This is a genomic window from Mesorhizobium sp. M0830, from assembly GCF_040319965.1.
Classification (GTDB): domain Bacteria; phylum Pseudomonadota; class Alphaproteobacteria; order Rhizobiales; family Rhizobiaceae; genus Mesorhizobium.
In genome coordinates this window covers 15,820-36,607 of sequence record NZ_JAMYOR010000058.1, presented here as the reverse complement: position 1 = coordinate 36,607, position 20,788 = coordinate 15,820, and the positions used below count along the sequence as shown (strand labels likewise).

At 62.2% G+C, this 20,788-nt stretch carries 16 protein-coding genes; 7 read left to right on the top strand and 9 right to left on the bottom strand.

What is annotated here, in order from left to right:
* Nucleotides 1-48: 48 nt before the first annotated feature.
* From lpxD to lpxB, 5 genes are read left to right on the top strand one after another with little or no spacing between them, the layout of a single operon-like run.
* A complete protein-coding gene (lpxD, locus tag NKI20_RS26720; RefSeq protein ID WP_023759241.1) occupies nucleotides 49-1,107 on the top strand; it encodes a UDP-3-O-(3-hydroxymyristoyl)glucosamine N-acyltransferase in 1,059 nt (352 codons plus the stop codon).
* Entirely contained in the window at nucleotides 1,100-1,567 is a 468-nt protein-coding gene (gene fabZ, locus NKI20_RS26715; protein ID WP_023759240.1) for a 3-hydroxyacyl-ACP dehydratase FabZ, read from the top strand. The genes lpxD and fabZ overlap by 8 nt, the downstream gene beginning before the upstream one ends.
* Nucleotides 1,568-1,580: 13 nt before the next feature.
* Nucleotides 1,581-2,414, top strand: a complete 834-nt coding sequence (lpxA, locus tag NKI20_RS26710) for an acyl-ACP--UDP-N-acetylglucosamine O-acyltransferase (RefSeq protein ID WP_352607474.1) — start codon at nucleotides 1,581-1,583, stop codon at nucleotides 2,412-2,414.
* On the top strand, nucleotides 2,386-3,303 hold the full coding sequence (locus NKI20_RS26705; RefSeq protein ID WP_352607472.1) for an LpxI family protein: 918 nt from the start codon (nucleotides 2,386-2,388) through the stop codon (nucleotides 3,301-3,303). Before lpxA ends, NKI20_RS26705 begins: the two co-directional genes overlap by 29 nt.
* The gene (gene lpxB / locus NKI20_RS26700; RefSeq protein WP_352835988.1) at nucleotides 3,296-4,474 is read left to right on the top strand and encodes a lipid-A-disaccharide synthase; all 1,179 of its coding nucleotides are present in this window, start codon (nucleotides 3,296-3,298) and stop codon (nucleotides 4,472-4,474) included. Before NKI20_RS26705 ends, lpxB begins: the two co-directional genes overlap by 8 nt.
* Before the next feature lie 253 nt (nucleotides 4,475-4,727).
* Here the strand turns inward: lpxB and NKI20_RS26695 are convergent, their stop codons facing one another.
* From NKI20_RS26695 to gltX, 3 genes are all read right to left on the bottom strand, one after another.
* On the bottom strand, nucleotides 4,728-6,965 hold the full coding sequence (locus NKI20_RS26695) for an adenylate/guanylate cyclase domain-containing protein (protein ID WP_023759236.1): 2,238 nt from the start codon (nucleotides 6,963-6,965) through the stop codon (nucleotides 4,728-4,730).
* Between the two features lie 431 nt (nucleotides 6,966-7,396).
* On the bottom strand, nucleotides 7,397-8,725 hold the full coding sequence (gene gltA / locus NKI20_RS26690) for a citrate synthase (protein ID WP_031260182.1): 1,329 nt from the start codon (nucleotides 8,723-8,725) through the stop codon (nucleotides 7,397-7,399).
* Nucleotides 8,726-8,910: 185 nt separating this feature from the next.
* Nucleotides 8,911-10,335: a glutamate--tRNA ligase gene (gene gltX, locus NKI20_RS26685; RefSeq protein ID WP_352731757.1), complete on the bottom strand. Its 1,425-nt coding sequence runs from the start codon at nucleotides 10,333-10,335 to the stop codon at nucleotides 8,911-8,913.
* Between the two features lie 100 nt (nucleotides 10,336-10,435).
* On the opposite strand from gltX, the gene NKI20_RS26680 reads away from it, so the two are divergent.
* On the top strand, nucleotides 10,436-12,901 hold the full coding sequence (locus NKI20_RS26680) for a ComEC/Rec2 family competence protein (protein WP_352835983.1): 2,466 nt from the start codon (nucleotides 10,436-10,438) through the stop codon (nucleotides 12,899-12,901).
* On the opposite strand, the gene lexA is transcribed toward NKI20_RS26680, so the two are convergent.
* From lexA to NKI20_RS26660, 4 genes are all read right to left on the bottom strand, one after another.
* Nucleotides 12,895-13,647: a transcriptional repressor LexA gene (lexA, locus tag NKI20_RS26675; RefSeq protein WP_023759233.1), complete on the bottom strand. Its 753-nt coding sequence runs from the start codon at nucleotides 13,645-13,647 to the stop codon at nucleotides 12,895-12,897. The two genes, NKI20_RS26680 and lexA, sit on opposite strands and share 7 nt — an antisense overlap.
* Before the next feature lie 442 nt (nucleotides 13,648-14,089).
* Complete coding sequence (gene kynU / locus NKI20_RS26670; RefSeq protein WP_352835980.1) at nucleotides 14,090-15,337, bottom strand: kynureninase; 1,248 nt, start codon at nucleotides 15,335-15,337, stop codon at nucleotides 14,090-14,092.
* An 80-nt stretch (nucleotides 15,338-15,417) separates the two neighbouring features.
* Nucleotides 15,418-16,254 carry a tryptophan 2,3-dioxygenase gene (gene kynA / locus NKI20_RS26665; protein ID WP_031260180.1) on the bottom strand — a complete coding sequence of 279 codons (837 nt, stop codon included), beginning with the start codon at nucleotides 16,252-16,254 and terminating at the stop codon, nucleotides 15,418-15,420.
* Nucleotides 16,251-17,876, bottom strand: a complete 1,626-nt coding sequence (locus NKI20_RS26660; protein WP_023759230.1) for an AMP-binding protein — start codon at nucleotides 17,874-17,876, stop codon at nucleotides 16,251-16,253. Before NKI20_RS26660 ends, kynA begins: the two co-directional genes overlap by 4 nt.
* Nucleotides 17,877-18,194: 318 nt before the next feature.
* Between NKI20_RS26660 and NKI20_RS26655 the strand changes: the two genes are divergently transcribed.
* Complete coding sequence (locus NKI20_RS26655) at nucleotides 18,195-19,025, top strand: hormone-sensitive lipase (RefSeq protein WP_352607454.1); 831 nt, start codon at nucleotides 18,195-18,197, stop codon at nucleotides 19,023-19,025.
* 46 nt (nucleotides 19,026-19,071) lie between these two features.
* Here the strand turns inward: NKI20_RS26655 and NKI20_RS26650 are convergent, their stop codons facing one another.
* Both NKI20_RS26650 and moaC read right to left on the bottom strand, forming a co-directional pair.
* Nucleotides 19,072-20,277 carry a molybdopterin molybdotransferase MoeA gene (locus NKI20_RS26650; protein ID WP_352835975.1) on the bottom strand — a complete coding sequence of 402 codons (1,206 nt, stop codon included), beginning with the start codon at nucleotides 20,275-20,277 and terminating at the stop codon, nucleotides 19,072-19,074.
* On the bottom strand, nucleotides 20,277-20,759 hold the full coding sequence (moaC, locus tag NKI20_RS26645; RefSeq protein ID WP_352731800.1) for a cyclic pyranopterin monophosphate synthase MoaC: 483 nt from the start codon (nucleotides 20,757-20,759) through the stop codon (nucleotides 20,277-20,279). Before moaC ends, NKI20_RS26650 begins: the two co-directional genes overlap by 1 nt.
* Between the last annotated feature and the right edge of the window lie 29 nt (nucleotides 20,760-20,788).

Here is a 20,788-nt window from a genome sequence, read left to right as displayed (position 1 = left end):
TAAGGTCCGGGAGAAAATGTTCCGATCTAGCTGGATATAGCTTCTGGAATGACCGATCCGGTGTTCTTCGCGCCATCACGCCGGTATACGGCGGGCGAAGTCGCGAATCTGACCGGCTCGGTGCTTGTCGATTCCGGCCAATCCGATATTTTCATCGATGCGCTCGCGCCGGCCAGCGAAGGCGGTGAGAATGCGCTCGTATTTGTCGACGGCAGGCGTAATTCCGCGCTGATGCCGTCGCTGCGGGCGGCCGCGGTGCTGTGTCCGGCGGAATTTGCCGGCAAGGCGCCGGCCGGCATGGCCGTTCTGGTTCATGCCCGTCCGCAGCAGGCCTTCGCGCTGGTCGGACGGCTGCTGTTTCCGAGGGCGGCGACGCCGGGACCGATGACCAGTGAAACCGGTGTCTCGCCGCATGCTCATGTCGATGTGACCGCGCATGTCGAAGCAGGTGCCATCGTCGAGGCCGGAGCGGTCATCGGGCCGGGAGCGTCGATCGGCAGCGGTACCGTCATCGCGCCCAATGCGGTCATCGGACAATCCTGCCAGATCGGCCGCGACGGTTATGTCGGTCCCGGCGCCAGCATCCAGTATGCCTTGATCGGCAACCGCGTCATCATCCATGGCGGTGCCAGGATCGGCCAGGATGGTTTTGGCTTCGTCGGTGGCGCCAAGGGCCCGGAACGCGTGCCGCAGATCGGCCGTGTCGTCATTCAGGACGACGTCGAGATCGGCTCCAACACCACCGTCGATCGCGGCGCCATGTCCGATACGATCATCGGCCAGGGTACCAAAATCGACAATCTCGTGCAGATCGCCCATAACGTTCGCATCGGCCGCAATTGCATAATCGCCGGGCTTTCGGGTATTTCTGGGTCCGTGGTCGTGGGTGACAACGTCACTATGGGCGGTGGCGTCGGGCTTGCGGATCACCTAACCATCGGGACAGGGGCCAAACTTGCCGCCAGAAGTGGATTTATGAGCAATGTCCCTGCAGGCGAGATCTGGGGCGGTTATCCGGCACAGCCGATGGCGGAAGCCATGCGGGAGATAGCCATGCTGCGCAAGCTCGCCAGGAGCCGCAAAAAGGGCGAGGGAGGCAATGGCTGACATGATCGCGTCGACGACGCTGGAAGCGGTCGACATTATGGGGCTGATAAAGCTCTTGCCGCACCGCTATCCGTTCCTGATGATCGATCGCATCGTTGACATCGATGGCGACGAGTCCGCCGTCGGCATCAAGAACGTGACCATAAACGAGCCACATTTTCAGGGGCATTTCCCAGAGCAGCCTGTCATGCCGGGTGTGCTCATCGTCGAAGCGATGGCGCAGACGGCTGGTGCCATCTGCATCCGTAGCCTCGGCACTGAAAAGCCGTCGCTGGTCTATTTCCTGACCATCGACAACGCCAAATTCCGCAAACCGGTCGTCCCCGGCGACCAGTTGAAGATCTATGTGAAGAAAATCAAGAAACGCGGCAATCTGCTCAAATTCGCTTGTGAAGCCATGGTCGACGGCGCCAAGGCGGCCGAGGCCGAGATTTCAGCCATGATGGTCACCAGCGACTGACGATCGAATGCTTATGAAAATCAAGACATTCATCCATGCTTCTTCCGTAGTGGAGGAAGGCGCCCAAATCGGTGAAGGTGCGCGCATCGGACCGTTCTGCCACGTCGGCGCCGACGTCGTGATCGGCGACGGCGTCGAACTGGTCAGTCATGTCTCGGTAATGGGCGTGACCTCAATCGGTGCCTCGACCAAGGTCTACCCAATGGCGACATTGGGCGCCCCACCACAGAACACCAAGCACAAGGGCGGCCGCACCACTCTGGTCATCGGCAGGAACTGTACGATCCGCGAAGGCGTGACCATGCATCTCGGCACCGATTCCAGCCGCGGCGAGACGACGGTCGGCGACAATGGCAATTTCCTTGCCTACGCCCACATCGCCCATGATTGCGTGGTCGGCAACAACGCGACGTTCGCCAATGGCGCGACGCTGGGCGGCCACTGCGAGGTCGGCAACAACGTCTATATCGGTGGGCTGACCGCCGTGCATCAGTTTGTCCGCATCGGCGACAACGCCTTTCTGGGCGGTTGCTCGGCGGTCGTCGGCGACGTCATTCCCTACGCCATCGCGGTCGGCAACCGCGCCAGCCTGCGCGGTCTCAACATCATCGGCCTGAAGCGCTCCGGCCTGCCGAGGTCAGAGATCCATGTGCTGCGCAAGGCCTACAGGATGATCTTCGATCGTTCCCGCACCGTTGGCGAGAACATCGAATTCGCCAAGGCTGAGTTCGCGTCTTCGCCGACCGCCATGAAAATCATCGATTTCATCACCAGTCGCGGCAAGCGGCACTACGCTGTGCCGTCGCTCAAGGGCGGCGATGGCGACGATGTCGATGACGAAGACTGAGACAGCGGCAGCGCGTCTTGATCTCCCGCCAGGCGCCAGGGTCGGCATTATCGCCGGCGGTGGCAGTCTGCCCGTCGAGGTCGCGGCCGGTTCGGCTGAACAAGGCTATCCGCCCTTCGTCATCCTGATGGACGGCGAGGTCGACCGCATGGCGGAGCTCTCCCGGTATGAGCATGAAAGCCTCGCTCTGGAAGGCATCGGCTCGCTGATATCGTTGCTGCGGCGGCACCGGATCACCCATCTGGTGCTTGCAGGCGAGATCAAGCGCCGGCCAAGACTGACACAGCTGCGTCCAAGTCTCGGTCTGCTCGCAGTGATACCGGTCGTTGTCGCGGCGCTGGCGCGTGGCGATGATGGCCTGCTGAAGGTCTTGGCGCGAGGCCTCGAAGCGCGGGGAATAAAGGTCGTCGGCGCTCACGAAATTGTGCCGAACCTTGTCGCTGCCGAAGGCGTGCTGACGAAAACCTCGCCAAGAAAAACCGACTGGCGCGACATCGAGGCCGGCCTTGCGGCGGCTAAGGCCATAGGGGCGCTCGATATTGGCCAGGCGGCGATCGCCGTCGGCGGCCGGACCATCGCGTTGGAAGGTATCGAGGGAACAGCAGGACTGCTCGACCGTGCGAAGCTGCTGCGTGGCCACGGCCGTATTGCCGGCAAGACCCGCGGTGTCCTGGTCAAGTGCGCCAAGCCTGGTCAGGAACTGCGCGCGGATCTTCCCTCAATCGGCCCGCAGACGGTCGAAGCGGTGCATGCGGCCGGGCTTGCCGGCATTGCGGTGGAAGCGGGTCGTTCGCTGGTTCTCGAAGGCCCGGAAACCATCGCGCGCGCCAACGCGCTTGGGCTGTTCGTCATTGGCCTGCCTGCCGCGACGGAGCCAAACAATGGTTGACAGGGCATTGAAGATCGCAATCGTTGCCGGCGAGGAGTCCGGCGATCTGATCGGTGCCGACATCGTGCGTTCGCTCAAGCAGGCTACCGGGCGCGACGTGCGACTCGTCGGCCTCGGCGGTCGCCATTTGCAGGCACAGGGACTGGTCCCGCCATTCGATGCCGGTGAGATCGCCCTCATGGGCTTCAGCGCCATCCTGCGCGACCTGCCGCGGCTGATGCGGCGGATCAACGAGCTGGCCAGGAGCGTTGCGGACGAGAAGCCTGATTGCCTCATCACCATCGACAGCCCGGACTTTTCGTTGCGCGTCGCCAAAAAGGTCCGTGCGGCCAATCCGTCGATCCCGATCATCCACTATGTCTGCCCGAGCGTCTGGGCGTGGCGGCCGGGCAGGGCGGCGGCGATGAAGCCCTATGTCGACCATATCCTCTGCATCCTGCCGTTCGAGGTGAAGGAGCTTGAGCGGCTGGGCGGCCCCCTGGGCACCTATGTCGGGCATCGCCTCATGCATGATGCGGGCGTGCTCAGCGCGGCCAAGGCACAGGACCTGCCGCGCGACCTTGCTGCGGACCGCGTGAAGACGCTGCTCGTTCTGCCCGGCTCGCGGCGCGGCGAGGTGCGTCGGCTGCTCGATCCGTTTGGCGAAACCGTGTCGATGCTGCGCGCGCGCGGGCACCGCCTGCGGCTGTTGCTGCCGACAGTTCCGCATGTCGCCGACCTGGTCAAATCCTCGGTAAACCGTTGGGATGAAAAGCCTGAGATCATCATCGATCCGCAGCGCAAATGGCAAGCGTTCGGCAAAGCCGATGCCGCACTCATCGCGTCCGGGACGGTGTCCCTGGAACTGGCGCTGGCCGGTGTGCCGATGATCTCCTGCTATCGGCTCGATCCTGTCGCGCGCGTCGTCGCGCCGTATATGGTTTCGGTCTGGTCGGCACTGCTGCCCAATCTGATCTCGGATCGAGCGTTGATCCCTGAATTCTACAATGAGTACGTCAAGCCGAACAATTTGGCTCGGCAATTGGAGGCGCTGTTTGCCGACAGCGGCATGCGGGCCTGGCAGAAGCAAGGCTTCGCCGAGATCACGCGGCGCATGGCGACCGAGAAGCCATCCGGAGAGATCGCTGCGCAGGTCGTGATGCGGTACATTAAGAGAGCGAATAGCGAATAGGAAGAAGGCCGTTCTCACCGCCTCGGTCTATATGAGGGCATAGCGTTGGTTTCCCGCTAAACAACGCCAAGGGAGATCAAATCGCGAACACGAACCGGATGGTGTGCTGAACTTCTCTGTGGGTGGAACGTTGCCCTTCTCTCGTCGGTGGGAACGAGCAAGCAGCGCCACTTCCGGTCATTTGCGGTTATGGCGAACAAGGTCGCATGTATATCCGCAAGCAGACTTTCGGGCTTTTGCGGCATTTTGGAGTTCACTTGACGACCGAAAACTCGAACTGGTCCCCGCGGTAAACGGCCTTGTATTCGTCGTCGCGCCCTGGCGTCCTGAACACATTGCGAAAAATCGCCCCACAGCTTGTCAGTTCTATGGGAAAGGCGTTGCACAAGAAATCGCCTTGCACCCACGAGGTTCCTACGCGGCTCCTCTGGCCAACGGTCTCGCTGACGGCGCCGTCGACCGAGGTTGTGCGCTGCATCGGCAGGAACGTGGGCATTACCAATTTTCCGCGCGTTTCGTGCCCGAACATGAGAGACTTTATTTCCGCCCCTGTGAGCCGGTCCTTCGGATTCATGCCTGCCTTTGCCAATGCCGACAGCTCTGGCACACCTGCCTTGGTCAGCCCGGCCAAAAGGCGTTCGATATCGGCTGTATTCTTGAACACCATGTAATCCTGGGTCATCAACTGGCTCGGCTCCCATTCCATTCTCTGCGCAACAACCTTCCTAAGCGTTTCCAAAGCCGCCGCGGCCTGGTCTGTGCGCCCAAGATGCCCATAGGCCGAAATAAGGACCTGCAGGGCATAAAATTTCGCCCGTGGATCGGCCGATATAAGGTCCATCTTCTCGATAGAGCGAACCGCGTCCTCAAACTTCTCCTGGCCGAACTCGGCCAGTCCGGCTTGGTAGCGCCTGTAGTCCATCCACGAGTTTGGGTCGACGCGCGCAGCCGCATCGAGATAGCTAAGCACTTCCTTCGGCCTGCCGTTGAAATTCAGAGCATTGGCCAGCGAGAGATAATTCCAAGTATCGCTGGGATCTAGCGCCACCGACTTCAGAAGAACGGTAACTGCGTCGTCCGAGTCGTGCTCGCGGACCATCAACTCGGCGACGAGCTGATAGTAGCCCGGCGAAGGATACCTGGCCGCCGCTTCCAGGGTTTCATAGATCTTGCCCTGGGCCACGTCGGTCGTAAGCCCCATTACTACGACCCGACCGACATCCGCGTCCCAGTAGGCCCAGGCGAGCTGGGCGTACGCCGCGCCGAAATCGGGGTCGAGTTGCACGGCTTGCTGGAAATACTTCACAGCCTGCGCAAACTCCTCGGGCGTGTTGATACGGTTGTAGATGTCCATCCCCTTGAGATAGGCCTCATAGGCCTCGGGATTACTGGTGCCTCCGGCCCGGGTAGCCGGCGCGCCGCTCACCAGGCGGAGCTGGAGCGCACCCGCTATGCTGCTGACAACGCTGTCCTGCAGCGCGAATACGTCTGCCCACCGGCCGTCGAAACGCTCCGCCCAGAGATGTCTGGAAGTCGAGCCATCGATCAGCTGCGCATTGATGCGCATGTCGTCGCCGACGCGGCGAATCGAGCCTTTCAGCAGGTACCGGACGCCCAATGCCGCCGCAATCTCCGCCGGCTTTGGGTCCTTGTCCTTGTAAGCGGAGGCCGCGTTGGGGGAGAAGACGAAAAGACCCGGCACACGCGCCAGTGCGGTCGTCAGATCCTCGGTGAAGCCGTTGGCGAGATATTCTTGTTCCTTGTCGTCGCTGAGATTGTCGAAGGGCAGGACGACTAGCGAGGCCCGGGTGTCGGCTGCCTCGCTGACGGTCGGAACGGCAAGCTGTGCAGGCCTCTCCCACGGCTGCCACCATGCTACTGCAAGGCCGAGAGCCAGGACGAGAACACCCGCCGTGACTGGAAGACGCCAGGCGCGCGGCTGGCGGCGAGCATGGAGGGTCTTGCCCGCTGCCGCTGGATCAAGCAGTACGCGATACGCCCGAACTGGTTCGGTGATGTTCTTAACCCTCTGTTCGCCCATTGACGCAAATGTGAACGCTAGCTTCCTCTCGACCTCCTTGGCCACTTTTCCCGAGACGCAGATGCCGCCCGGTTCCGCTAACTGCTGAAGTCTGGCCGCGATGTTGACCCCATCGCCATACCGGTCGTCGCCGTCAACGATCACCTCGCCGAGGTTGATACCGATCCGCACCAGGATCTGTTCCGACTCGGGAAGCGAGGCGTTGCGCTCGGACAGGCCGCGCTGCAGCGACACTGCACATTCGACGGCATCGACGACACTGCCGAATTCGGCCAGCATCCCATCGCCCATCAGCTTGAAGATATGGCCGTGGTGGCGAGCGATTTCGGGTTCGAACAGCTCTTTGCGTCCGGCACGAAGGCGCTCGAATGTACCGGCCTCGTCGCGCTCCATCAGAGACGAATAGCCCACTACATCTGCGGCTAGAATCGCGGAAAGCTTGCGGTCCATTGTTGGCCTGGCCCCGGCGGAACATAGCATTGGTTGTTCCGATAAGAAACTGACCTCACCAGCACTCAGCAAATCCCTATTTTCCGCGCGTTCATTGATGGCTGATGCGGCGACGGTTGACCAATATCGTATTCTACCACATTCAAGACATTCGAGCTTACCTGTCGGAATGGCTCGTTTGGGTCATGGATCTGAATTCGGCCGAGCGGGTGGGAGCATATTGCCTTCTCCGGCGACTTCCTTTGGGATCGAGCAGCCAAGGCAGCCGGCCGGAAAGCTCTCAATCTGTCCGCGAAACAGCGGGCAGCATGACGATGTTCAAGCTTCGCTCCCCCTTAGCGTTGTTTAGCGGGAAACCAACGCTACGCCCTATATAAAAGTCCCTATTCGCTACTGGCTATTCGCTATTCGCTATTCGCTATTCGCTCTCATCACCGCTTGGCGATCGGCACGTAGTCGCGCTCCGGCGCGCCGGTGTAGAGCTGGCGCGGGCGGCCGATCTTCTGGCGCGGATCCTCGATCATCTCTTTCCACTGCGCGATCCAGCCGACGGTGCGGGCGACCGCGAACAGCACGGTGAACATCGTGGTGGGGAAGCCCAGCGCCTTCAGCGTGATTCCGGAATAGAAGTCGACATTCGGGTAGAGCTTCTTCTCGATGAAATAGGGATCGGTCAGCGCGATCTTCTCCAGTTCCATAGCGATGTCGAGCAGCGGATCGTCCTTGATGCCGAGCTCGCCCAGAACCTCGTGCGCCGTCTTCTGCATGATCTTGGCGCGCGGATCGTAGTTCTTGTAGACGCGGTGGCCGAAGCCCATCAGCCGGAATGGGTCGTTCTTGTCCTTGGCGCGGGCGATGAACTCCGGGATATTGTCGACATGGCCGATCTCGCCCAGCATGTTGAGCGCCGCTTCATTGGCGCCGCCATGGGCCGGCCCCCACAGGCAAGCAATGCCGGCGGCGATGCACGCGAACGGGTTGGCGCCAGAAGAGCCGGCGAGACGAACGGTCGAGGTCGAGGCATTCTGCTCGTGATCGGCATGCAGGATGAAGATGCGCTCCATGGCGCGCGCCAGCACCGGGTTGATCTTGTATTCCTCGCATGGCACGGCAAAGCACATATGCAGGAAATTGGCGGCGAAATTCAGCTCGTTCTTCGGATAAATGAAGGGCTGGCCGATGTGGTATTTGTAGGCCATCGCGGCGATCGTCGGCATCTTGGCGATCAGCCGCATCGACGCCACCATGCGCTGATACGGGTCGGAGATGTCGGTGGAATCGTGATAGAAGGCCGACAGCGCGCCGACCACGCCGCACATCACCGCCATCGGGTGCGCGTCGCGGCGGAATCCAGTGAAGAAGCGCGACATCTGTTCGTGCACCATGGTGTGGCGCGTCACGCGGTAATCGAAATCGTCCTTCTGCGCCTTGGTCGGCAATTCACCGTAGAGCAGGAGATAGCAGACCTCGAGGAAGTCGCCGTGTTCGGCCAACTGGTCGATCGGGTAGCCGCGATGCAGCAGTATGCCGGCGTCGCCGTCGATGAAGGTGATTTCGGATTCGCAGCTTGCGGTCGAGGTGAAGCCGGGATCGTAGGTGAAGGCCCCGGTGGTGGTGTAGAGCGAAGCGATGTCGATGACGTCAGGCCCGACAGAACCGCTTCGCACCTTGAATTCGTGGGTCTTGCCGGCGAATGCAAGCGTTGCCGTGGCCTCCTGGCCCTTGCCGCCCAAGTCCAGTTTTTTAGCAGCGTCGGTCATTGCAAACTCCTTCTTGTTTCCTCATGCCGGCAAAGGCAAAAATTCCGCAGAGCGACACGTTGAGATCACCGCAATGCGCGTATTCGCCACCGCATTTCAGGAGGTGCGTGCCAGATTGGGCCAAGGCCTAATGTTGCACTGCGAAACCCGCCTTTCAATGCCAATCTTCTTGGGCCAGTTTGCTCCTAATCGATTTGGTCTTCTATGCGCGCCAGGCTTTCCTCGCGGCCGAGCACGGCAAGCACATCGAACACGCCCGGCGAGGTGCTTTTGCCGGTCAAAGCGGCGCGCAGAGGCTGGGCCACAGCGCCGAGCTTGTGGCCACCAGCCATGGCAACCTCGCGGATCGCGGCCTCTGCCGAGGCGGCCGTCCAATCACTTGTAAGCCCATTCAAAGCTTCGTGAGCGCCGCGCAGGATCTTGCGGGCATCGTCATTGAGCAAAAGGGCCGCCTTGTCGTCGATCGGTAGTGGCCGGGTGGCAAACAGGAAGGCAGCACCATCGACGAGTTCGACCAGCGTCTTGGCGCGCTCCTTCAGGCCCGGCAACGCGGCCAGCAGCTGCGCCTTGTTGCTGTCGTTCAGACGCGCGGCCATCGCCGAGCCGCCTTCGAGATAGGGCAGGGTGGCGATGAAGATATCGAACAGCTCGGCGTTGCCCATGCGGCGCATATGCGCGCCGTTGATCGCCTCCAGCTTGGCGAAGTCGAATCGGGCCGCGCTTTTGTTGACGTCACCGATGTCGAACCAGGAGATCATATCGTCGATCGACATGATCTCGTCGTCGCCGTGGCTCCAGCCCAAGCGCGCCAGGTAGTTCAGCAATGCCTCCGGCAGATAACCCATGGCACGATAGGCTTCGACGCCGAGCGCGCCATGCCGCTTCGACAGCTTGGCGCCATCGGCACCGTGGATCAACGGGATGTGCGACATCGAGGGCACGGCCCAGCCCATGGCGTTGTAGATCACAGTCTGGCGCGCGGCGTTGGTCAGATGATCGTCGCCGCGGATGATATGGGTGACGCCCATGTCATGATCGTCGACGACGACTGCATGCATGTAGGTCGGATTGCCGTCCGAACGCAGGATGATGAAATCGTCGAGATCCTTGTTGGGGAAGCGTACCTCGCCCTGGACACGGTCATGGACAATCGTCTCGCCCTCGGTCGGCGCCTTGATGCGGATGGCACCCTTGTCGCCTGCAGGCGCCTCTGAGGGGGCACGGTCGCGCCAGCGGCCATCATAGCGGGGCGGCAGGCCTTTGGCTCTGGCGGCCTCGCGCATCGCCTCCAGTTCGGCCGGCGTGGCATAGCAATAATAAGCCTTGCCCAGGCGCACGAGTTCCTCGGCCACCTCGCGGTGGCGCGGCGCGCGCTCGAACTGCGACACCGGCTCGCCGTCCCAGGTCAGGCCGAGCCAGGAAAGTCCGTCGAGAATGGCAGCCGTCGCCGCGTCGTTGGAGCGTTCGCGATCGGTATCTTCGATGCGCAGCAGCATCGTGCCGCCGGTGTGCCTTGCATACAGCCAGTTGAACAGCGCCGTGCGCGCGCCGCCTATATGCAGGTAGCCGGTGGGCGAGGGAGCAAAACGGGTGACGACCTTGTCGGACATGTAACTCTCGGAAACCATCTGAAGCGGGTGCGGTGCGCGGACTTTCGCGCGCCCGGCGTTCATGTAGCATAGGGTGTCGAGGGCGCAAGGGGCAGACCCGATGGCTGGACGAGGCTGGGGCTCGGATCAGGACGAGGACGCTGTCATTGGCGTCAGCGAGCGGTCCCTGTTTGCAGCGCCACTGCCAGCTTCATTGCCGCCGCCATCGCCCCTTGTGCCGGCACCCGACAAGGCGCCTTTGCAAGCCGGTGTCTCCGCCCCTGTTCCAACTGCCGAAGCCAGCAGGATCGTGCGCTTGCGCCGGCAGATTGGCCTGATATCACCGCCGCGCCTGCGCAATAGCCTGGCCATGGCGGCGGGCCTGGAACTCGACCGAGGCGTGGCCTTCCTGCTGGTGCCGGTCTGCCTGGCAAGCGGGGCGATCGGCTATTTTTCGCTTGTGGCGGAGCCGGACTTCGCAAAGCCTGTCGCAGTTGTCATCTTGGCGGGGCTCTGTGCGCTGGTCTCGCGTTCCTGGCCGAAAACCCATCTGTCCTTCATGGCGGCGCTTTTGTGTACACTCGGCCTGCTCGCCGCGAAGGTCGAGACATGGCGAGCCGGAACGCAGATGCTGGGCTCGGAAATCTCGACGCAAGTGACCGGCCGGGTCGTCTCGCTCGAACGGATGGAGAGCGGTCGCATCCGGCTGACAATCGACGTGGCATCGACTGCAAGGCCGAAACTGCGCTATGCGCCGGAGCGGGTGCGGCTTTCGGCACGCAATATCCCGGCGGACATGACCGCCGGTTCCCTGATCACTGGGTATGCCAAGCTGTTGCCACCGACCGGGCCGGTGCGGCCGGACAGCTACGACTTCTCCTTCGACAGCTATTTCGCCGGCATCGGCGGCAGCGGTTTCTTTCTCGGCAATCCAAAACTTGTCGTCACCGACGACGATAACATGCCGTTGGCGGCCCGGCTTTCCTCGGGGATCGAAAAAGCCCGTGAGGCCATTGCCGATCACATCAGGGGCAGCGTCGGTGGCGCCGAAGGCGAGATCGCCGCGGCGCTGATCGTCGGCGTTCGCGCCGGCATTCCCGATGACGTGAACGAGGCGATGCGGCGTACCGGCATCTATCACATCATCTCCATTTCCGGACTGCACATGGCGCTGGTCGCTGGCACCATCATGGGTTTGCTGCGTGGCGCCTTCGCCCTGTTTCCGGATTTTTCCGCGCGTCGCCCGGTCAAGAAGTATGCTGCGGCTGCCGCACTGTTCTCGATCGCCGCCTATCTTATCATCTCAGGCGTCGTCGTTGCCGCCGAGCGCAGTTTCATCATGCTGGCGGTGATGCTGATTGCCGTTCTTTTTGATCGGGCAGCACTGACGATGCGCAATCTGGCGATCTCGGCGATCGCGGTCATCATGGTGTCGCCGCATGAAGTGGTCGGCCCGAGTTTTCAAATGTCGTTTGCCGCGACGGCCGCGCTGGTCGGTGCCTATGCCGGCTGGGCGGATCATCGTGCGGGGAAGGCGAGGCCACCGCCGCCAAAGCGATCCTTGCCCGGCTTCCTGACGCGAAAACTCCTGCTGGCGGCAGCCGGCCTTGCCATGACCTCCATCATCGCTGGCAGCGCCACGGCGCTGTTTGCCATCTGGCATTTTCAGCGTGTGTCGCCGCTCAGCCTGTTCGCCAACCTGGCCATCATGCCTATCGTAACAGTCGTAATGTTCCTGGCTGTCGCCAGCGCGCTGCTGATGCCATTCGGGTTGGACTGGCCGGCCCTCTATCTGATGGGCAAAGGCCTGACGGTGATGATCGCGATGTCCGGATGGATTTCCGAGCGTTCGCCAGTCGACGCAATCGGTTTGATTTCGCAGCAATCCGTCGTGCTGGTGACGATTGCCTTGGTCATCGCGACGATGGCGACCACATGGTTGCGGCTCGCAGCGCTTCCCTTCGCGCTTGCCGGCCTGTTGACCGTCTCGGATACGCGCGCACCTGACGTGCTGGTCTCGGAGGATGCGAGGCTGGTGGCGCTGCCGATTGGCGGCGGCGAACTCGCGGTCAGCCGGGCCAGGCCGAACGAATTCACCGTCGACAACTGGAAGCGTGCGCTGACATCCGAAAGCATTATCGCGCCGGAGGTGTTCGACGAAGGCGACGGGCAATTCGACGTCGAGGATGCGGCTGAAATGCCGGCGGGAGCGCCATTCTATTGCACATCAGGCGTTTGTCTCGCCAGGCATCCGTCCGGTGCTATCATTGCCTATGTCGAGGACCGAAAGGACACCTGGAAAGCCTGCGGCTTCGCCGACCTGATCGTCATCAACGACGCGACGGCCTATGACGCTTGTCACAACCCGCTGGTTCTCGTCATCACCAAACGGCAACTGGCTAGCAATGGCAGTGCTGCCGTCTTCTTCGATCGCCAGTCGGCGACCACGCCGGCAACGGTCAGCTTTGCGGTGGGTAGGCCCTACCGGCCTTGGCACGTGCAACGTAAGTTTTCGCGTGAGGCGAGGGGCCTGCCGCCCTTCAAGAGACCGGACAAGCCCGTCGTTAAACCGCAGGTGCCTCAGTAACGGCGGATCAGGCCGACAAGCTTGCCCTGCACCTTGACCCGGTCTGGTCCGAAAATCCGTGTCTCATAGGCCGGATTGGCGGCTTCGAGAGCAATCGAGGCACCCTTGCGGCGGAACCGCTTCAGCGTCGCTTCCTCTTCATCCACCAGCGCCACGATGATCTCGCCAGGGCTCGCCGTATCGGCGTTGCGGATGATGACGGTGTCGCCGTCGAAGATGCCGGCCTCGATCATCGAGTCGCCCTTGACCTCCAGCGCATAGTGCTCGCCTCCCATGATCATGTCCGGCGGCACCGAGATCGAATGGGTCTGGTGCTGGATGGCATCGATCGGCACACCGGCGGCGATGCGCCCCATCACAGGGATCGACACGGCGGAGACCACGTCGTCGTCATTGCCGGCTGAAGGCATCCGTGAAGACGCCGGCTTGATCTGCCGGCCAAGGCCGCCCTGGCCGAGACTGGCCTGACCAAGACTGCCCTGGATGACGCTAGGCGAGAACTTTTTCGCCGCGTTGAGGCCGGGCGCGATCGAATCCGGCAGCCGCAGCACTTCCAACGCGCGCGCCCGGTTGGGCAGCCGGCGAATGAAGCCGCGCTCTTCCAGTGCCGTGATCAAACGATGAATCCCGGATTTGGAGGCAAGGTCGAGCGCCTCCTTCATCTCGTCGAAGGATGGCGGAATGCCGCTTTCCTTCAGGCGTTCATGAATGAACATCAGCAGTTCGTGTTGCTTGCGTGTCAGCATGGCGGCCCCCAGGGTACCTAAAACCAGAATCAGAAAACAAACCCAGAACAAACACTATATGTTCCAGTTGTGTTCTGCAACCGTTTAAAGTTTAATGAATCTGTTAAGGCCGCTGAAATTATTTGGCGCGCGCCAGCGCGCTTGGGTGATCACGGCATGCCGTCACAAGGCGCTTTCCGGCATTGAAATTGTTATGGTTAATGGGCTGCCGCCCATCGTTGGCCCAAGCTTTGGCATGAGCTGCCCATGGATCCGCGACGGGGCATTTCCAGCCTTCCATGCGTTCGTCTGCCGTGAACGAAACGAAGCCAAAATGCCAACCTTGGTTAATTTGTTGATGCCAGTGTTGGCCAGCAGCGGCAACCGGATTTGTGCACTGGAAATTCGTCCCTCCATCATCCGACCAAGAGGCAACGATGCGACAACAGTTGGGACGACTGCGTCAGGTCACGGCCTCCTTGACGGCGAAACGCTGGTCCTTCCATGCATCCGTTCGCAGAATGTCTTCCAGCACCTCGACCGCCAGCCACACGTCCTTGTAGCCGACATAGAGCGGCGTAAATCCGAAACGGATGGTTGACGGCGCGCGGAAGTCACCGATCACTCCGCGCTCGATCAGCGCCCGCATGATTTGATAGCCATGATCGTGAACGAACGACACCTGGCTGCCGCGCCTGGTCGCGTCGCGGGTGCTCTCCAGCGTGAGGCCATAGGCGCCGCACTTCGCTTCGACGAGCTGGATGAACAGTTCGGTCAGCGCGACGCTTTTCTTTCGCAATGCCGCCACGTCGACGTCGTTCCAGATTGCGAGCGCACCTTTGAGCGCCCGCATCGACAGGACCGGCTGCGTGCCGCACAGAAAGCGGCGGATACCGGTGCCGGCAACATAGCCTCGTTCGAAGGCAAAGGGCCGTGCATGCCCCCACCAGCCGCTGAGCGGCTGGCTGATCGCGCCGTGGTGGCGTTGCGCGGCATAGATGAAGGCTGGCGCGCCTGGACCGCCGTTGAGGTACTTGTAGGTGCAGCCGACAGCGAAATCGGCTTTTGCATGATCGAGCTCGACTGGCAGAGCGCCAGCGGTGTGGCATAGATCCCAGACGATCAGCACTCCGGCCGCATGAGCTATGCGCGTCAGCGCCGCCATGTCGCGCAGTTCACCCGATTTGTAATTGACGTGGTTGATCAGCACCACCGCGACGCTTTCGTCGATCAGCTCTTCGATGGTTGGCGCGTCGACGCCCGCGAGGCGCAGAAGGACCCCATCGCGGGTCGAGGCAACGCCTTCGGCGATGTAGAGGTCGGTGGGAAAACTGTCAGCCTCGGCGACGATGGCCGATCGGCCGGGCCGCATCTCCATCGCGGCATGTAGCACCTTGTAGATGTTGATCGACGTCGTGTCGCAGACAACAGTCTGTCCGGCTGCGGCCCCGATCAAGCGTCCGAGCTGGTCGCCAAGTTCGATCGGCATCTCGAACCATCCGGCTGTATTCCAGGCCCGAATGAGATCCTTGGCCCATTCCTCGGTGGCCGCCTGCTGCAGCTCGCCGAAAACGGCATGCGACGCTGCCCCAAGCGAATTGCCGTCGAGATAGATCACCCCCTCCGGCAGAATGAAACGATCGCGCATGGCGCGGAGCGGATCCGTGGCATCCATCGCTTCGATTGCAGCGAGATCAGGAATTCCACTCATGGTCAGTCAGTCCTCGGTTGTTCGCGAAGGTTTTCCGCTGCAAGCGCGCCCTCGATGTGCCTGTTCTCATTTCGATTGTGTCAAAGCCGGGTACGGACTGCCCACAGCTCCGGAAACAGCACGACCTCGAGCATCTTCTTGAGATACGAAGCACCCGACGTGCCGCCGGTGCCGCGTTTCAGGCCGATGATGCGCTCGACCGTGGTGACGTGGTTGAAGCGCCAGCGGCGGAAATAGTCCTCGAAGTCGACCAGCTTCTCGGCCAGTTCGTAGAACATCCAGTAGCGCTGCGGGTCGCGGTAGATGGTCTGCCAGGCGACCAGAACCTCTTCATTCTCGGTTCGCGTCTCACGCCAATCCGTGCGCCTGGCATCGGTGCCGATGTCGAATCCGTTGCGCGCCAGAAGCAGCAGCGCTTCGTCGTAGAGCGACGGCTCCGCCAGGATCGCCTCCAGCTTGCCGCTGAGGTCCGGCCGGTGCTTGTGAGGGCCCAGCATGGCGAGGTTGCGGTTGCCGGCCATGAACTCTATGGCGCGATACTGCCAGGACTGGAAACCCGAGGACTGGCCGAGTGCATCGCGGAACTCGGTATATTCGCTGGGCGTCATCGTGCGCAGCACATCCCAGGCGTTGTTGAGCTGTTCGAAAATGCGGGCGACGCGCGACAGCATCTTGAAGCTTGGCTCGAGGCGATCGGCGCGGATCGAGCGGATCGCAGCGCCAATCTCGTGCAGGGCGAGCTTCATCCACAGTTCGGAGGTCTGGTGCTGGATGATGAACAGCATCTCGTCATGCGCCGAAGACAGCGGCGTCTGGGCCTCCAGCACTTTCTCCAGGTGCAGATAGTCGCTGTAGGACATGCTCTCCTTGAACGACATCTGTGCGCCTTCGGACGCCGGATCGTAGGGTTCGCTCAATTGATCTTCTCCGTGCGCAGCCGAAAACGCTGGATCTTGCCGGTCTGGGTCTTGGGCAGCGCGGCGATAAATTTCACCGATCGCGGATATTTATAGGGCGCGATCGTTGCCTTGACGTGGTCCTGCAGGCGCTTGGTCGTCAATGCGTCCGGCGCTACGCCCTGCACCAGCACGACGTGCGCTTCGACGATCTGGCCGCGTTCGGCATCTTCCGTGCCGATCACCGCGCATTCGGCAACATCCGGGTGCGACAGGAGTGCCGCCTCGACCTCGGGTCCGGCAATGTTGTAGCCGGCGCTGACGATCATGTCGTCGGAGCGCGCGGCGAAATGGAAGAAGCCGTCTTCGTCCTGCGTGAAGGTGTCGCCGGTGAGGTTCCAGCCGTCGCGGACGTAGTCCTTCTGCCTGTTATCGGCCATGTAGCGGCAGCCGGTCGGTCCGCGCACCGCCAGCCTGCCGGTCGCGCCGCGCGGCAGCTCGCGCATCTCCTCGTCGACGATGCGCGCCTCGTAGCCGCCCACCGGCTTGCCGGTCGACGCCGGCTTCATGTCGTCAAAGCGGTTGGAGATGAAGATGTGCAGCATCTCGGTGGCGCCGATGCCGTCGAGGATAGGCTTGCCGGTCTTTTGCGTCCACTCTTCGAAAACCGGAGCGGGCAAGGTTTCGCCAGCCGAAACGGCGACACGCAGCGATGACAGATCGGCCCCTTCATCCATGGCCTTCAGCATGGCGCGGTAGGCGGTCGGCGCGGTGAAGGAGACGGTCGCCTTATAGGTCTCGATGATGTGTATCATGTTGGGCGGCGTCGCCTGTTCCAACAGTGTCGCTGCCGCACCGAAGCGGAGCGGGAAGATGGCGAGCCCGCCAAGGCCGAAGGTGAAGGCCAGCGGCGGCGAGCCGACAAAGATATCGTCCGGTGTCACCCGAAGGATTTCGCGTGCGTACGCATCGGCGATGATCAGGAGGTCGCGGTGGAAATGCATCGTCGCCTTCGGCACGCCAGTCGTGCCCGAGGTGAAGCCGAGCAGCGCGACATCGTCGCGGCCGGTGTCGACGGCGGTGAACGTCACCGGCTTATCGAGAGCGGCACGGTCGAGTTCAGCATCATGGTTGGCGGTGCCGTCGAAGCCGATGACCTGTTTGAGGAACGCGCTGTCCTTGGCGCAGGCTGTCATCTCGTCCATCAGCCTGGTGTCACACAACGCGATGGTGATTTCCGCCTTGTCGACGATCTTGGCAAGCTCACCGGCGCGCAGCATCGGCATGGTGTTGACGACCACGGCGCCGACCTTGGTGGCGGCCAGCCAGCAGGCGACCATGGCGGGGTTGTTGGCGGAGCGGACCAGCACCCGGTTGCCCGGCTTGACGCCGTAGTTCTCGACCAGCGCGTGGGCTAGCCTGTTCGTCCAGTCGGACAGTTCCTTGTAGGTGCGGCGGCGGCCATTGCCGATCAGCGCGGTGTGGTCACCGAGGCCCCTCTCGACCAGCCTGTCCGTCAGTTCGACGCCGGCATTGAGACGTTCGGGATAATCAAAGCCGTCGAGCAGGAAATCCGGCCACTGCTCCGGAGGCGGCAGGTGATCGCGCGTGAACGTGTCGATATGCGCTGAAGGCCCAAGCATGTCGCCGCTATCCCGTCTGCTGCCTGGCCAGTGCGCGATGTGCCTGACCTGTGTGGTGGATTTGAAGTTCCTGTCTTTCGCGGGAGGTTTTCGTACCGCCAATCGTGCCAGCTCGACTATGCCACCGGGAAAGCACGAGCATCTACGGGGTCAGGGCAGCACAGCAGACCTCCCATTTCGTCGGCTGATCGTCTTGTCAGGATCGCACCAGTCGAAATTTGTTTCAAGCCTAAAATGTTTTGGCCTTGAAGCATTGACGCATGGCGTGACGGTGGCCATTGCTAGCTCATAAGCGATGACGTTTTGGGGGAGGCGCAGATGTTCGAACGTCACATTGTCGATTGGGATGATGCCTATGCCAACGGCGCGAACATCGCCGGCAGTGACCGCTGGCCGGCTGCGTGGGCGGAGCCGGCGCAAGCATTTCGTGATGCGCTCTCAATGGAGGGCCGGGCACGGCTCGACATCGCCTATGGTGGCGGACCGCGCAATCGGCTCGATCTTTTCCTTCCCAATGCCGCGCCCAAGGGGTTGGTGGTGATCCTCCACGGCGGTTACTGGCTGGAGACCGACAAGAGCATGTGGTCGCACCTCGCCAATGGCGCGGTCAGCAGCGGCTTTGCCGTGGCGATGCCGTCCTACACGCTGTGCCCGGACATACGCATTGCCGGTATAGTCGGGGAAATCGGCGCGGCTATCGGCAAGGCAGCGGCAATGATCGACGGGCCGCTGATGCTGACGGGACATTCGGCCGGCGGCCATCTCGCCACCCGGATGGTGTCGACGACCGCGCCCCTGGCGACCGATGTGGCGCGGCGCATACGCCACGTCATTTCGATTTCCGGCCTCCACGACCTGCGCCCGCTTATGCGCACCGGGATGAACAAGGCACTGGCAATCGACGAAGAAGAGGCGCTGGCTGAAAGCCCGGCGCTGCTGCGACCCATGGATGGCGCCCGCATCACCTGCTGGGCTGGTGGTGGTGAGCGCGCCGAATTCCTGCGCCAGAACGCGCTGCTTGCCAACATCTGGACCGGCCTCGGCGCCACCACCAGCACCGTGGTCGAGCCCGACCGTCATCATTACAACATTGTCGACGGCCTCGCAGATCCGGCGCATCCGCTGACACAGGCCTTGATCTCGGAATAGCCGAGCACAATTTTCACAACTCTATTAAAGGTTTGCCCGAGCTTCTTCAGCGCAGCATCAGCACGCTACAGGCCTCGCCTGCGGCCGCAGCGGGAGCAAACGGCACGCGCACGATCAGCCCGTTGGCGTTGGCCAGCATTCTCAGCATCGAGGAATCCTGGATGCCGAACGGCGTCGCCACCAGCGCGCCATTGTCTTCCCTGACCACCGCCCGCACATAGTCCTGGCGCAGATCATTGGCCGGCATTGCGGCGCCCAATCGCGCCGGACGAATGTCCTGGCGATAGTCGCGGCCACCGAGCCGCGCCAGCAGCGGTTTCAGGAACAGCTGCGAGCAGACCAGGCTTGCCACCGGGTTGCCGGGTAGGCCGATGCACCTGATGTCGCCGAGGCGGCCGAACATCAGCGGCTTGCCGGGACGCATGGCGATTTTCCAGAAGCCGAGCGTCATGCCTTCGCCGGTCAGCACGTTATGGATCAGGTCGTGATCGCCGACCGAGGCACCACCAAGCGTGACGATGACATCCGCGCCGGCACTGACCGCCTCTTTCACCAAGGCTGCAATCGCGTCCTTGCGGTCGGCGGCAATGCCGAGATCGAGCGCGTGGGCGCCGACGGATTGCGCTGTCGCGGCAACGCCATAGGCATTGGATGAGATGATCTGGTCCGGCCCAAGTTCGCTGCCGGGCGGCAACAATTCGTCGCCGGTGGCGATGATGGCGACCAGCGGCCGTTTTACCACGCTGACCCGGGAATGGTTTGCCGAAGCCGCCAGCGACAGCGCCGCCGGATCCAGCACGCGGCCTTTTTCCAGCAGCACGTCGCCTTTTGAAAAGTCGAGGCCGATGCGGCGGATGTTTCGCCCTTGGGCGGTTGGTTCGATCACTTCGACGTCGCTGCCGCCGAGATCCCTGACATTTTCCTGGATGACAATGGTGTCGGCGCCTTCGGGCAGCGGCGCACCCGTGAAGATGCGCACGGCCTGAGCGTGGCTGACGGTGCCGTCAAAGCCGCGTCCGGCCGGCGCCATGCCGATCACCGAAAGTCGCGACGGCACCGACGCCACATCGATAGCGCGGACTGCGTAGCCATCCATGGCGGAAGCGTTGAAGGGCGGCTGGGTACGCAGCGCAACAAGCGGTTCCGCCAGCACGCGATCCGCCGCCTCGAACAGGGGAACGTTTTCGCCGGCCAAAGGTGCTGCACCCTCGAGCAGGCGCTCGAGCGCTTCGGCGATTGGAACCAGCGCCATCAGGCGCCTGCCTTGTACGCGCCCGACTTGCCGCCGGTCTTTTCGACCAGCCGAACGCCAGAGATGACCATGGCGCGGTCCACCGCCTTGGCCATGTCATATATGGTCAGACAAGCCACCGAAGCGGCGGTCAGCGCTTCCATCTCGACGCCCGTCTTGCCAGTGACGCGCGCCAGTGCCGTGACCTTCAGGCCGGGCAGGGCATGGTCCGGCTCGATGTCGACGGAAACCTTGGTCAGAAGCAGCGGATGGCAGAGAGGGATCAGTTCATGTGTCTTCTTCGCCGCCATGATGCCAGCGATACGCGCGGTGCCGAGTACATCGCCCTTCTTGGCGTTGCCGGCGAGAATCGTCTTCAGGGTCTCGGGCTGCATCGCGACAAAGCCCTCGGCGATCGCCGTGCGTGTCGTCTCCATCTTGTCGCCGACATCGACCATGTTGGCCTCGCCCTGCGCGCCGAGATGGGTGAGGCCTGATGTCATCGTCAGATCGCCATAGAGCGACGTGCGTC